Source organism: Alteromonas sp. K632G (assembly GCF_017653625.1).
Lineage (GTDB): Bacteria > Pseudomonadota > Gammaproteobacteria > Enterobacterales > Alteromonadaceae > Alteromonas > Alteromonas naphthalenivorans.
Map to the genome: position 1 here is coordinate 231,381 of NZ_JAGGDM010000002.1, position 14,179 is coordinate 245,559.

At 44.5% G+C, this 14,179-nt stretch carries 15 protein-coding genes; 11 read left to right on the top strand and 4 right to left on the bottom strand.

Features of this window, described 5'->3' with window-relative positions:
- Positions 1 to 27: 27 nt before the first annotated feature.
- Entirely contained in the window at positions 28 to 1,125 is a 1,098-nt protein-coding gene (gene proB / locus J5X92_RS03715; protein WP_013786759.1) for a glutamate 5-kinase, read from the bottom strand.
- A gap of 179 nt (positions 1,126 to 1,304) precedes the next feature.
- Between proB and J5X92_RS03720 the strand changes: the two genes are divergently transcribed.
- From J5X92_RS03720 to J5X92_RS03735, 4 genes are all read left to right on the top strand, one after another.
- Positions 1,305 to 3,779, top strand: a complete 2,475-nt coding sequence (locus J5X92_RS03720) for a M1 family metallopeptidase (protein ID WP_208804678.1) — start codon at positions 1,305 to 1,307, stop codon at positions 3,777 to 3,779.
- A complete protein-coding gene (locus tag J5X92_RS03725; protein WP_013786761.1) occupies positions 3,769 to 4,332 on the top strand; it encodes a DUF6702 family protein in 564 nt (187 codons plus the stop codon). The genes J5X92_RS03720 and J5X92_RS03725 overlap by 11 nt, the downstream gene beginning before the upstream one ends.
- 250 nt (positions 4,333 to 4,582) lie before the next feature.
- Positions 4,583 to 4,855, top strand: a complete 273-nt coding sequence (locus tag J5X92_RS03730) for a hypothetical protein (RefSeq protein WP_013786762.1) — start codon at positions 4,583 to 4,585, stop codon at positions 4,853 to 4,855.
- A 299-nt stretch (positions 4,856 to 5,154) separates the two neighbouring features.
- Complete coding sequence (locus J5X92_RS03735; RefSeq protein WP_013786763.1) at positions 5,155 to 6,501, top strand: AarF/ABC1/UbiB kinase family protein; 1,347 nt, start codon at positions 5,155 to 5,157, stop codon at positions 6,499 to 6,501.
- Between the two features lie 38 nt (positions 6,502 to 6,539).
- Here J5X92_RS03735 and J5X92_RS03740 read toward each other — a convergent pair whose 3' ends face one another.
- Together J5X92_RS03740 and J5X92_RS03745 are read right to left on the bottom strand one after the other, a co-directional pair.
- Positions 6,540 to 6,848 carry a DUF6482 family protein gene (locus J5X92_RS03740; protein WP_013786764.1) on the bottom strand — a complete coding sequence of 103 codons (309 nt, stop codon included), beginning with the start codon at positions 6,846 to 6,848 and terminating at the stop codon, positions 6,540 to 6,542.
- An 88-nt stretch (positions 6,849 to 6,936) separates the two neighbouring features.
- Entirely contained in the window at positions 6,937 to 8,199 is a 1,263-nt protein-coding gene (locus J5X92_RS03745; RefSeq protein ID WP_208804680.1) for a sterol desaturase family protein, read from the bottom strand.
- 318 nt (positions 8,200 to 8,517) lie between these two features.
- Here J5X92_RS03745 and J5X92_RS03750 point away from each other — a divergent pair, with 318 nt between their 5' ends.
- The 7 genes from J5X92_RS03750 (at position 8,518) to J5X92_RS21375 (ending at position 13,895) form a co-directional block, all read left to right on the top strand.
- Complete coding sequence (locus tag J5X92_RS03750) at positions 8,518 to 9,378, top strand: DUF3014 domain-containing protein (RefSeq protein WP_208804682.1); 861 nt, start codon at positions 8,518 to 8,520, stop codon at positions 9,376 to 9,378.
- Positions 9,365 to 9,934, top strand: a complete 570-nt coding sequence (locus J5X92_RS03755) for a DUF1285 domain-containing protein (protein ID WP_208804684.1) — start codon at positions 9,365 to 9,367, stop codon at positions 9,932 to 9,934. The genes J5X92_RS03750 and J5X92_RS03755 overlap by 14 nt, the downstream gene beginning before the upstream one ends.
- A gap of 215 nt (positions 9,935 to 10,149) precedes the next feature.
- Positions 10,150 to 11,457: an amidohydrolase family protein gene (locus tag J5X92_RS03760; protein ID WP_208804686.1), complete on the top strand. Its 1,308-nt coding sequence runs from the start codon at positions 10,150 to 10,152 to the stop codon at positions 11,455 to 11,457.
- 55 nt (positions 11,458 to 11,512) lie between these two features.
- On the top strand, positions 11,513 to 12,103 hold the full coding sequence (locus J5X92_RS03765) for a VTT domain-containing protein (protein WP_013786770.1): 591 nt from the start codon (positions 11,513 to 11,515) through the stop codon (positions 12,101 to 12,103).
- Between the two features lie 134 nt (positions 12,104 to 12,237).
- Positions 12,238 to 12,699, top strand: coding sequence for a hypothetical protein (locus tag J5X92_RS03770; RefSeq protein WP_126871518.1), 462 nt, complete (start codon positions 12,238 to 12,240; stop codon positions 12,697 to 12,699).
- A 53-nt stretch (positions 12,700 to 12,752) separates the two neighbouring features.
- Positions 12,753 to 12,935 (top strand): hypothetical protein, encoded by a 183-nt coding sequence (locus tag J5X92_RS03775; protein WP_126871519.1) that lies wholly within the window; start codon positions 12,753 to 12,755, stop codon positions 12,933 to 12,935.
- 147 nt (positions 12,936 to 13,082) lie between these two features.
- On the top strand, positions 13,083 to 13,895 hold the full coding sequence (locus J5X92_RS21375; protein ID WP_208804688.1) for a DUF1206 domain-containing protein: 813 nt from the start codon (positions 13,083 to 13,085) through the stop codon (positions 13,893 to 13,895).
- Positions 13,896 to 13,920: 25 nt separating this feature from the next.
- On the opposite strand, the gene tusA is transcribed toward J5X92_RS21375, so the two are convergent.
- Positions 13,921 to 14,178 carry a sulfurtransferase TusA gene (tusA, locus tag J5X92_RS03785; RefSeq protein ID WP_013786774.1) on the bottom strand — a complete coding sequence of 86 codons (258 nt, stop codon included), beginning with the start codon at positions 14,176 to 14,178 and terminating at the stop codon, positions 13,921 to 13,923.
- Between the last annotated feature and the right edge of the window lies 1 nt (position 14,179).

A 14,179-nucleotide genomic window follows, 5' to 3' on the forward strand; every position in this document is an offset into this window, starting at 1 on the left:
TTATCCCAAAAGTTAAAAATGTGGAAACTAAAGCAATACCAAGTCGTCGCGATGTACAACTACGTCGGTCGTTTCATAACCTAACACATCCGCAATATGCTGCGAATTTTTCCCTTTTATAAGCATTAAGTCTCGGGCGTTATAAAGGGCTAAGCCCTTTGCAATAACTTGTTTTTCAAAGCAAATCTCTACCGCTTCCCCTTGGTTAAAATTACCTTCTATGCTCGTTATCCCTGAAGGTAACAGTGACGCCCCGCGGTCAACCAAAGCAGCTTTCGCACCTTCATCGACATGAATACGGCCACACGTTTTAAGCGTATGCGTTAACCACAGACGTCGTGCTTTTTTAGGGGAATTACTGGCGTGAAATAAGGTACCAGGAATAGAGCCGTTTAGCATGGCATCGAAAGACGCCCCTTTTCTACCGTTCACAATAATGGTTTGAATACCGCTACTGGTGCACTTATCAGCCGCTTCAATTTTCGTTCGCATACCGCCAGTACCTACTGAGGTGCCAGCACCGCCCGCCAACTTATAAATCGACTCGTCAATATTGTGTACTTCACTGATTAACGTGGCGTCTGGATCTTTACGAGGGTCGGCCGTGTACAAGCCGTCAATATCTGAGCAAATAATCAGCGTATCGGCTTGAGCGACTAGCGCGGTATATGCACCAAGGTTATCGTTATCACCTACTTTCAGCTCGTTTACAGCGACGGTATCGTTCTCATTAACAATGGGAAGCGCATTATGGTTTAGCAGCTCTCTAAGGGTGTTTTTGATATTTACATAGCGAGTGCGGTCGCGAAGATCGTCGGCAGTAAGTAAAACCTGCGCACAAGGAAAATCGAAAAAGCGTTGCCAATTTGCCATCATTTGGGTTTGACCAATGGCAGCCATGGCTTGCTTTTCAGCAATAGACGCATTGTGACGAATCTTCACTTTGCTTCGCCCTGCTGCCACGCTGCCCGAGGAAACCAAAATAATTTCTTTGCCAGATTCACGGCTTATCGTGATAAAGCGCGCCAGTGCTAACAAAAATCGGGCGCTACACTCATCGCCATTTGGCGCAATAAGGGCGCTACCTACTTTAATTACGGCACGCTGCCAATTGAGACGGTTCATAAGAAGATGATGCAAGAAAACAGGGGGTTAAGAATACGACACTTCGCTTTTTAAACAAACGTTATGTTACAGTTTTTTGCGTTAAAATAGGGTGAGTTTACGCCCAAAAACTGGGATAAAAGCAAAAGGGCTTATATACTAGTTCGCTTATTTTATTATAAAAATAACTGGGAAACTCCATGAATAAGCACCAACGACATCTTTTCTGGCTTGCGCCAGTGCTGTCTATGCTGATTTACCTTCCATTCGCCAACGCAGCAATAAATCAAACTAAAGGCGATTTTGAAGATAAGTTCCGTCAGCTAGACGAATCTCTTCCTACCCCCAATGTATATCGAAATGCAGCGGGTGAGCCAGGTCATCAATACTGGCAACAACAAGTAGACTACAAAATTGACGTTAAGCTGATTGAAGATACGCGCCGTATTGAAGCCAGTGAAACCATTACCTATCACAACAATGCACCAGATACGTTGAAGTATTTATGGATCCAATTGGATCAGAATAAATTCCGCGACGATTCTATGTCTGCCCTTACCACCACTTTTGGTGGCATTGGCAATCGTGGACCTGCTACAAAAACAGCCAGTGGCAGTAAACCTGCACAACTGAGCATGGCCGCACTTCGCCGCCAACAGTTTGTTGACGATAACGAATTGGGTTACACCATTTCACGGGTGCAAGACAGCGCAGGTAACGATTTACACCACGTTATTGTTGGTACGCTAATGCGTGTAGATTTAGCGCAACCTCTTCAACCTAAAAACAACGTTACTTTCGATATCGATTTTGCGTTCAATATTGTTGAAGAAGATGCCGTTTCTGCTCGTGCGGGTTACGAACACTTCCCAGATGACGAACGTGAAGGCGGTAACGATATTTTCTTACTCGCCCAATGGTTCCCTCGTCTAGCGGCTTATACCGATTACGAAGCATGGACAAACAAAGAGTTTATTGGCCGTGGTGAGTTCACGTTAGAATTCGGTAACTACGAAGTTGATATTACGGTTCCAGCCGATCATATCGTTTCTTCTACCGGTGAATTGCAAAACGCAGACGACGTGCTAACTAGCACGCAGCGTAAACGTTTGAAAGAAGCGGAAGATGCTGACCGTATTGTATTCGTGGTTACTGCTGAAGAAGCGCTAGAGAACGAAAAAGCTGGCACCAACAAACAAAAAACATGGCGTTTTAAAGCCGACAACGTGCGTGATTTCGCATGGGCTTCGTCACGTAAATTTATGTGGGATGCGCGTGGCTACCACCAAGGTGGCGACACTCAGCCATTAGTCATGGCGATGTCTTTCTACCCGAAAGAAGGTGGCGAGCTTTGGGAAAAGTACTCTACTGAATCTATCATCCATACTATGGATGTTTATAGCCGCTTTAGCTTTGATTATCCGTACCCTGTTGCCCAGTCAGTAAATGGACCTGTTGGCGGCATGGAATACCCAATGATTACCTTCAACGGTCCACGTACCGAGCTTCGCGACGATGGCTCTCGTACTTATTCTTTGGCTGAAAAACGCTTTTTGATTGGCGTAGTTATTCATGAAGTGGGTCACATCTACTTCCCAATGACGGTTAACTCTGATGAGCGCCAGTGGACATGGATGGATGAAGGCTTAAACAGTTTTCTAGACGGTGTTGCAGGACGCGAATGGGATCCAACTATTCCGTGGGGCGTTGAGCCGCGTGATATTGTTAGCTACATGAAGTCTGAAACCCAAGTGCCAATTATGACCCAGTCTGATTCAGTACTTAGGTTAGGCCCCAACGCTTACACCAAGCCAGCCGTTGCTCTAAACATATTACGTGAAACTATTCTTGGCCGTGATTTGTTCGATTTCGCCTTTAAAGAGTATGCACAACGTTGGATGTTCAAGCGCCCTACACCTTCTGATTTTTTCCGTACTATGGAAGAAGCTTCTGGTGTTGATTTAGATTGGTTCTGGCGCGGTTGGTTTTACACTACCGATCACGTTGATATCAGCCTAGATAGCGTTTACAAGCTTCGTTTGAACACTGAAGATCCTGATATTGATTTCGCCCGTGAGCGTGAAGCCGAACTTGATAAACCTAAATCACTTACCGATATTCGCAACAAAGAAGAAGGGAAAGAACTTTGGGTAGACCGTTTCGAAGATATCAAAGATTTCTATGACGAAAACGACCGTTACACGGTAACTAACAAAGAGCGCAACAAGTACCGTAGTTTCTTGAAGAAACTTGAGCCTTGGGAACGTAAAGCGTTTGAACGTGCGGTACGTGAGGACAAAAACTACTACGTGCTCGACTTTAGCAACAAGGGCGGCTTGGTTATGCCGATTATTCTTGAGCTAGCATTCGAAGACGGCACTACAGAAGAGATGCGTATTCCTGCTGAAATTTGGCGTCGTACACCGAAAGCGGTAAGCAAGCTGATTGTCACTGAAAAAGGCAAAGAGCTAGTGAGCGTAACGGTTGACCCACATTGGGAAACCGCAGACGTAGATGTTGAAAACAACCACTATCCGCGTCAAATTATTCCATCACGTATTGAAGCGTACAAGTCTAAGCCTCGTAACACTTACGAGTATCGCGATCTTATGAACGATGTAAAAACCGAGCTAAAGACCGACGATGACGATGACGAAGACGAAGATGACAACTAAGGTTATGCCTTTTAAGTTATCTGCTAAAAACCACAAGCAGAGCCTAACGGCGCTGCTTGTGGCTGTTTTTTTATGTACCGGTTTATTCAGTACTTGGGCTAACGCGCACCAAGTTAAAGCCGCTATCACAACAGTGTTGTTCAACCCTAGAACGCAAAACATTGAAGTCATGCACCGCTTTAACCTGCACGATGCCGAGCATGCTGTAAAAGTGCTGTTCGATAAGCACGCCGATATTATGGAAGAAGAGAAAACCCAACAAGCCTTCGCTGATTACGTGAGCAACCATTTTGCGTTGTTAAACGGTGAGGAAAAGTCATTAGACTTAGGTTTGGTCGGTTTTGAGTTGGATGGTAATCACTTTTGGGTGTACCAAGAAACCGCTCAACCGCCAGAGTTAGATGGTTTGATGATTCGTCACGATGCCTTACGTGACTTGTGGCCAACGCAAGTGAATACGTTAAATGTAGAAGGGAATGGGCCTTTAAAAACCCTGACCTTCACCGACAACGTCACCTTGCTTGAAGTGGAATTTGCTAGCGACCATCATTAATGCACTAAGTGCATTATGTACGTGTTACTTAATCTTTATTCAACTTCCTATTACTGATTTAAAGCACTGCCACTTCGCAGTGCTTTTTTATATCCCCCTGAAGTCTTATTCCCATTTGCGTTAATCTCGCCTAAGTTAACCTAATACCCAGTTTTTAGAACAATCGGTTTATATTAATAAATGAATGTCGATTTTTATAAAAAAGGGACAAGTAAGGGCATGCTTTTAACTCACACCATGGGGACTTTCCATGAGCGATAATACAACCACCAATGCGTTTTCCAATAACAAGAATATTATGTGGGTGCTACTTAGCGGCGCCATGGCACTTACCTTCATTGTGATGATGTTTTTACCTAACAGTGGTACTGGTGAGGGCATGATAGCGGTATATTCAGCCATGCTATGGTGTGGCATATTTGGCGCGGCATTATTTCGCTATATGACAAGGAATGGTTGGGTAGGGTTCGCAATAGGCAGCGTAGTTGGCCTTATACTACAAATGGTAGCTCAGATAGTCTAAACGCCCATATTGAGCACCGGGAATTTGAGAGCTGATTGTGTGATCATCTGTAGTTTTATCCCCATTAGCGTAGCTAGAGTTTCGTAAAACCTTATTGCAGCACTATTTAACTAAGCAATATACAAAAAATTAAGAAGTAATCGACCAACGACACTTTAGCGTATAAGTACTAAGATAATTTGGTACTCGTAGGCTGAGTGCCGTAGGTTGGACCTCACAGATTGAGCCTCACAGGGTGATCTTCATTAAATGGGGCTGCACGCGTTTCATAAAAGATTAAAGGCTTCCAAGGTTACTTCATGGCAAAAAATACCGATGAACGAAAAGCGCGAGCAGTACCTTCTTCTCGAATTGGGAGAGTAGGGCGCTTAGGTGCTTTGGCAGGCAAAATTGCGGGTAATGTTGTTACTAATGGTGCCAGCCAATGGATTAAGGGCGAACGCCCTGCACTTAGCGCATTGTTACTGACACCAAAAAATATTACCAACATTGCCGATCAGCTCGCCACCATGCGTGGTGCCGCCATGAAGCTAGGTCAGCTTATTTCTATGGATACGGGCGACTTTTTACCGCCAGAACTCGCTACTATATTAGCTAGGCTAAGGGAAGATGCCGACCCTATGCCAAAAGCCCAATTAGATACCACGCTAAAGGCTCAATGGGGAGAAAGTTGGCATGATGACTTGCTGTATTTTTCCTATGCGCCCGTTGCCGCCGCTTCCATCGGTCAGGTACACAAAGTGATTACTATGGACGGGAAAATGCTGGCCGCAAAGGTACAGTATCCTGGTGTACGTAAAAGTATCAGTAGCGATGTTGATAACGTCGCAACACTAATTAAACTCACAGGTTTGGTGCCGAGTTCGTTAGATATTGGCCCGCTGTTAGAAGAAGCAAAAATTCAACTTCATCAAGAAGCCGACTATCACCGCGAAGCCAGCATGCTATCGCGCTATAAAGACGCAGTTACGCAGCATAACGATGCTGAATTCGCTTCCCAATTTGTAATACCCAGTGTTCATCCACAATTAACAACAGACTCTGTGCTGACAATGGACTTTATTGAAGCTAGCCCCCTTGATGCTGCAATGAACGCTCCCCAAGAAACTCGCAACACGTTAATGACGTCACTATTCCAATTATTTTTTAACGAGATATTTGGCTTTAAGCTACTTCAAAGCGACCCGAACTTAGCCAACTATCGATACAAAGAAGATACTCAGCAATGGGTATTACTAGACTTCGGGGCTACGCGAGAAGTCCCAGATGATATTGCATTGGGCTACCAAGCTCTGCTTCAAAGTGCTGCCAGCGGTAATAAACAAGACATGCAACACGCAGCCCTGCAGATTGGTTTAATAAACCAAGAACACAGTGATGCACAGCAAGAACTTGTAGTGGCATTGGGCATGGAAGCGTGTGAAGCAATTAGAGAAGACGGCCCCTACGATTTCGGCAATAGCGACCTGTTGCCAAGACTGCACGACAAAGGCGTGGCGTTAACCATGCAGCATGATTTCTGGCATACACCGCCAGTTGATGCCCTGTTTATTCATCGCAAGTTAGGAGGGCTGTACATGCTGGCTAAGCGGCTAGACACACAAGTTAATATGCGCGCCGCAGCAGAGCCTTGGTTAAAGCCCTGATATTGCGAGCTCTGATATTGCGTTAGTACCGTCAATGACTAATAAGGCAACTGCATGCTAAATGGCAATGCCATTTGTTGTGCACTTTTGGGCGGATTACCAATCATTTCGTCATAAGGGGAGTCGTATTTCATAACGGCCTGCTGTACGGTGCAGTGAGAAAATACTTCTCGTATTTGGCCTGTACTGAAAAAACGCATGGGTCGGTCTTGCTTATCGTACACCATGCCACTTTTGTTCCCCACGGTGAGGTACACCAAATAAACGTTCATCTCATACGACTGAACTTCAAGATAATCGATGCTTAAAGACTTACCTTCAATTTGGGTAAATAGAAACTTGTGCATAACCGCCCCTCAGCGCACGTAAATCAACCGATGACTTTTTTGATAATTTTTACGCTGATTTTTACGTTGCTGGTGACAAACAGGTTCATTACGATGATATTGATACTGGGGTATCGGTATCCTCTGAAGACACGCTATTAGACATATTACTGAGTGTTACGCTAGAGCGCACCGCTCTAACGAGCATGATCATACTGATCAAACACGCGCCACTAAATATGGCTGCAGGAAAAACAATCCCACTTCCTAACCACATCAGTGGAAATATCAGTAATCGAGGCCCTTCTAGCGCCAATGCCAGTTTTGAACCGGCCAAAACAAACCCATTTTGGATACTCATCGCCACTATTGTCACCACCAATATTAATTGGTGAGCACCACTTAAGGCTTCAATAAAAAGCAATAAGTATACGGTGATAGACAACACGATAACGTGCTGCACAACACTGTAATAAGTAACAGGGGCAGCCAATGCAGGGTTAAATTTTTTGAACGAGGACAGCGGCGCTTTTTCATGGGGAAAGCGTTCGGCCACATCATCGGGGCGCCACCCCGTGCGACCAAACCACACACGCAGTTTATCTTGCCAACGTGAGGTATAAAAACTGTCTTTGACTAATTGACTATAAAGCTGTGCATTCGCCCACAAAGGATTAAAACTTTTCAATGCACCACGAATACCGAATATTGGTTTGTCGCTTTCTAATTCTGGAATAAAGGTATTGAATAAACGATCCCATATGATGAACACACCACCATAATTCTTATCGATATAAACTCGGTTTTGGGCGTGATGTACACGGTGGTTCGAGGGGGTAACAAACCATTTCTCCATCCAGCCTAGTTTATCAATATGCTGAGTATGAACCCAGAATTGATATATCAAGTTAAGTGCGCCAACGGTAATTATCATTTCTGGAGGAAAACCTATTAGCGCTAAAGGTAGGTAGAAAACCCAGCTGAAAATAGCACCACTTGTTTGTCTAAGTGCGGTAGTTAGGTTGTAGTCTTCACTGGAATGATGCACCACATGGGCAGCCCATAAAATACTCATTTCATGGCCCATACGGTGATTCCAATAATAAAAGAAGTCGTACAATATGAATGCAGCTATCCATACCCAAGGTGAATAACTCAGTTCGACAACCGCAAAAGTATTAAACACCAATACGTAGAAAGTGAGTGGTATAAGCTGATGCCCAATAGCCATGACTCGCGATAATACGCCCATGCTTAAACTGGCAATCGCATCATTTGCACGATAGTGACCGGTTTTTTTCCGTTTATCGACAAGTATTTCAATGGCGATAAGAAGAACGAATAAAGGAATAGCAAAAAGGATAACAGTCATAGTATCTACGTTTTGTAAATTCACCTTAATTGTTAATAAAATGTACAATATAAGCAAGTTATTTTACATTACTCTGCAAAATTAGGAATTTATATAACGATGATACCGAAGTTACCCTTTCTAGCGTTTCGTAGCATTTGCTGCTATCGCTAAGAAATTGCTACAAATTACGATCGAATTGCGAACCAATTACGTTAAAAAGTGTTCTAAATAAGGAAATTACCTTCATCAGAGAACAATTCTCTTGCGTGATATCCAAATATTGGGTGTTATCTCTGATAGTATTATTATTAGATCAGTTATTGCAGCGGAGATATTATGAGCGAATCGTCAGAAAAGCGTACGTTAGGTCCCCATTTACTTATTATCGGGGTAATAATTGTAGTCATCTTGGCTCTCGTGTTTTGGCCTTCGAAAAAAGAAGAGGTCGTCGCCCCCGAGCCTGAAGTTGTTCAGCCAGACGTAGAAGTGCCTGTTGAAGAAGTACCCGACGTTTTTGAAACCAAGCCTGCTCCGCCACCGTTAGAACTTGAAGAGCCCGACGAAGTCCCACCAATGCCAGAACCTGTAGAGCCAGATCCTGAGCCGTTAGATGTGAGCGACCCGGCCATAAAATCGTCACTGCAGGAGATTTCTACCGCCACTGACGACAGCGTAAACCGTATGATTGTGAATGAAGGTTTATTACAGCGATTTGTGGTATCGGTTACCAACTTAGCGAATGATGAAATGGCGCCCAATCACCAGTTGCTTACGCCTCCTGAGCAAACATTTCGTGTTTATTCTCAGGCTGGAAAGCAATGGATTGATGCAGCAAGCTATAAGCGCTATACACCTTATGTAAACATGCTTGAGTCGTTTGAAAGTGAAGCGTTATTGGGCATGTATGATATTTATAAGGGTGACATTCAAGACAAATACGCAGAAATTGGCGATTCGGATAAGAACTTCAATGAAGTGGTATTAGATGCTATCGATCAGTTGCTCGATACACCTGAAGTGCCGGTACCTGTTGAAGTGTATACCGATTCAGTTACCTATAAGTACATTGATCCTCGTTTAGAGAATCTAAACGAGCCGCAGAAGCAGTTGCTTCGTACAGGCCCAGACAATATGCGCCGTATTAAAGCAAAGCTGCGTGAAATTAAAGTGTTGCTTGAAGAAAATGGATCTAACTAGATTTCAACAGCAATTAAAGGGCACGTCTGACAAGGCGCGCCCACTTCCGCCGGTGGAAAAGTGGAACCCGCCTTTTTGCGGAGATATCAATTTAACCATTGCGCTAGATGGCCGTTGGTTTTACGAAGGTAGCCCCATAGGCCGAGCAAGCTTAGTGAAGCTATTTGCCTCTGTACTTAAAAAAGAAGAAGACGGTTACTTTTTGGTTACCCCTGTTGAGAAGGTGGGGATTACCGTAGAAGATGTGCCTTTTTTGGTTACCGAGTGGCGTTTTGATAACGATTGCTTAGAGCTCACCACGCAAACTGGCGATATCGTTACACTGAGCGCGGCAGAACAACTCAGCTTACGCAAGCCCCCCGCCGACTTACAAGATACTGACGCAACGCCCATTCCCTATGTTTTAGTTAGACGCAATTTGTGGGCGCGTTTGCATCAGAACGTTTATTATCAACTGCTTGAGCACGCTAGCGAGCAGCAAAACGGTGATGAAACGCAATTTGTGGTTACCTCGAATTCTATCCCCTTCATTATTGGCGCCGTGCCCACGAAATAGTAGTGACAAGCGTTAACATTAAGCTTCGATGTAAGCCTTTGATTAAAAGTCACGAGTTAAAAGCCCGGGCAGAAGCTTATGCTGGCGATGGCAAGCAGTTTTAAATAGCACAGCAAGTAAAATAACACCGATAACGTAGCGCAAATTTTTGCGTTAGCTTTGCTGGTGTTCTACATTGGTTCTTCGTCTATTCACACATCATAAGAAGAACCATCATGAAAAAGACACTGACTTCATTAGCTATTTCCTTAGGACTGGCAACGTTGGGCGCAATTGCCCTTTCAGCGCCTGCCGTTTCCGCCACCCTTGTGCATGCAGGTAAAGCCTTCACCGGCACGTCGGACAAGCTTAAAAGCGAAGTAACCATTGTTATCGAGGGCAACAAAATTGCGTCGGTAGAGTCTGGTTATAAAACACCCTCAAAATCAGACACGGTTATCGATTTAAAACATGCCACTGTCATGCCTGGCTTGATGGATATGCATGTTCATTTGTCTTCACAGCATGGAGGCCCTCAAACCTATTTAGAGCGCTTTTCATTAAATGAAGCCGACTATGCACTTAAGGCCGCTAACTATGCTGAAATTACGCTAGATGCGGGGTTTACCACAGTACGTAATTTAGGTGACGGCTATCATGAAACTGTCTCTCTTAGAAATGCGATCAGTAAAGGTTATGCCACAGGCCCGCGTATATTCACGGTAGGAAAATCAATAGCCACCACAGGCGGACATGCCGACCCAAGCAACGGATTATCTCACTTACTGCGCCCCGACGTTGGCCCTAAACAAGGCGTGGTTAACGGCGAAGTAGAAGCCCGTGAAGCCGTTCGTTCACGTTATCAAGACGGTGCAGATTTAATTAAAATCACTGCCACTGGCGGCGTATTGAGCGTAGCGAAAAGCGGTCAAAACCCACAATTTATGACCGATGAACTAGAAGCTATTGTACAGACCGCAAAAGATTACGGCATGACGGTAGCAGTTCACGCTCACGGTAAAGAAGGCATGAAACGCGCTATTGTCGCTGGCGTTGACTCCATTGAGCACGGCACCTACATGGACGACGAAGTGCGCGACCTAATGAAACAAAAAGGGACTTACTATGTGCCAACGATTTTGGCAGGTAAATTTGTTGCCGACAAAGCAAAGATTGACGGTTATTTTCCTGAACTAGTGCGCCCAAAAGCCGCGGCGATTGGCCCGCTTATTCAAAATACCTTTGAAAAGGCGCATAAAGCAGGCGTAAAAATTGCTTTTGGAACTGACAGCGGAGTTTCTGCACATGGCGACAATGCTCAAGAATTCTCTTTAATGGTAGAAGCGGGTATGTCTGAAGCAGACGCGATTTTAAGCGCTACCGTTAATAGCGCAGCATTGCTGGGTGTTAGTGATACCTTAGGTACATTAGAGGCTGGAAAATTCGCCGACTTAGTAGCCGTAGTTGGTAATCCGCTAGAAGATATAACGCTATTAGAAAGTGTGTATTTTGTGATGAAAGACGGCAAAATTTACAAACAATAATGGAAAGGCTTTGGGTATCAGGGCCGCATTAACTTCAAGGCAGTAAAAATAAAAGATGGCACTGGGTAAAAAGGTAAAGAAAAAGACGAAGCAACTCGTAGACTCCAAACACATGCTTACCGGCATCACGTTTGCGTCTTTTTTAGAGTCGACCATTGTGCCGGTGCCTCTTGAAGCGATTATGGTGCCCTTGATGCAAGCCCGCCGTGATAAGCTTTGGCTGATAGCGCTAATGGCAACCTTAGGTTGTGTAGTGGGTGCGATATTTGGCTACGCGCTAGGGTATTATTTATTCGACCTACTCGGCCAGTGGGTAATTGATACGTTTTTCAGCCAACAACAATTCGACAGTGTTAAACAACAAATGCAAAACCAAGGGTTTTGGTTTGTGATGACATTGGGTATTGCCCCCATCCCCTTTCAAGTGGCCATGTTAGCAGCAGGTGCCACCAAATTCTCTCTCGGCCTTTTTCTGTTAGCCACGGTGATCGCGCGGGCCATCCGCTATTTTGGCTTAGCCGCCGTAGTGTATTTCGCGGGGAACAAGGCCGAGCAGCTTATTAAGAAATATAAAATTGCCGCCATTGCCGTGCTCACTGCGTTAGTTATAGGCGTATGGTTTACGGTTAATATGTTGAAAGGTTAGTGGTTTTTCCAGCACTATTAAATGTGTACTTAACGCGCTAATCTGCTTTGTAAATTACTTCGATAAAATTTTTCAATTTTACATTTGATAATAATTCTCATTTGCACTAATGTAGTTTTTAGGAGGTGCAAATTATGAATTTACAACGGTTATGCCCAGTCTACAGAAAGTGGTTACAGCTAAACCCTTCACACGCCCGCGAGCACAGGATCGCGATGCAGGTACAAACGCAGCAAGCTCACCAAGCGGGCAAATATAACGAGGCGAGGCGCCTTGGCTATCAAACCTTCGAAGCCGCTAAAGTTGTTCTTACTGCCTTACAGCCGGTTACCGATACGGTGGATAAATCTATTCACGAAGATGTATTGGCCTTTGGCACTATGGCCATGTATTTATCCTCGTTACTGCACAAAGAAAATAAAAAACACGAAGCTCACCAAATTCTACAAGAGTGCCACCAGCAACTTATCGCTATATTGCCTTTACATGCCAGTAAGCCCTCAGTGTGTAAGCTTATTTGCGCTATACAGGTAGCGCTTGAAAAGGGCGGTGGCGCGATGCCTGCGGAACATCAGCAGGCGCTAACGTTGCACTAGTGATACAACCTATCAACCGTAAAACATACCCCATGAAGGCGAGGGACATTAGCATGACAGTAGAATCATTTCAGGATAACAACGACTTCATATCGTTAAACGTAAAAGCATCGGTGCTTCAAAAAATGTTGAGTGGGCAAAACTTGCATGTGTCAGACATTCATTGCGACTGCTCTCGTAGTAAACAACAATTGCAGCAGCTTCTGTTGCAAGCCGTCAGTGGTGACAACGAGTAGGTAATCCGGTAGATACATATAGAGGTAATAGCAAGTAAGACGCGCCAAAACGCTGCGCAGGTTTATTATTTACGCCTTTATTATTAGTGGTTCGATTCTTGATAATCGTAATAGACGAAATTCAATTATACGAACGAGGAGCGCACCGTGCGCGATACATCAAACTGGCTTTCAGCCATTGCCAGCGCAGGTTACAGTGCAAAAACCATCATGTACTCCATGCTTGGTGTCTTTATTCTTTCCTCGGTAATTACTGCCGCAGACCGTGAAAAAGCGACACAAGAAAACGTGTTTTCCACCCTCAAATCACAGCCATTTGGCCAAGTGCTACTCGGTATTTTAATAGCGGGATTAGTGAGCTATGCCCTGTGGCGATGGCTTCAAAGTATTTTAAATACCGAATCGCTAGATATGACAAAAGCGAAAGACATTATTATGCGCGTGTTTTTGTTTGTATCAGGAATATTCTATTTCGGCGCTGCGTTTTTAGGCGCAAAAGTGCTAATTGGTAGCAACTCTGGCAGTAGTTCAAATAGTGGCGGTGGTTCCAAAGGGGAACAGGTAAGCCATCAACTTTTACAGTATCAATGGGGAACCTATTTGGTTGCTGCTATTGGTGCAGGAGTGCTTATATTTGCTTTTATGCAGTTTAAACACGCTTACAAAGCAGATTTCCTCAAAAAGTTTGAACAAGCAAAGCTAACAGGTCATAAACAGAAAACGACCAAAGTGGTTGGTAGACTAGGCTATTTCGCCCGAGGTGTGGTGTATTTGCTGGTGGGCAGTTTTTTTGTTATATCTGCGGTAAAAAACGACCCTTCTGAGGCGGGAGGGCTGCAACAAGCACTACAAACCCTTACCCAGCAAGCGTTCGGGCTCTACATGTTAGCTGCCATGGGAGTCGGGTTTATCATGTTTGGTATTTATTGCGGGTTTGAAGCCAGATATCGACGAACCTGAGTTGACTAACAGCGCTAAGAGCGCCCTACACCCCTTTTTTGATCACATACTGATACGGCATTACATCGGTTTGTGATGCCACTAGGGTATGCTCCATAAATCGACAAAAGCTAGGCACATCTCGTGCCGTTGAAGGATCGTCTGCCGTTATCGACAAAGTCTGACCGTCTTCCAGCTTACGTATTTGCAAACGCACCATCATCACCGGCTCAGGGCAACGAAGCCCCAACGCATCTAAATGCGTTGTGGCTTCATCAAAGGCTTGTTGAAATTCAGTCGCCATA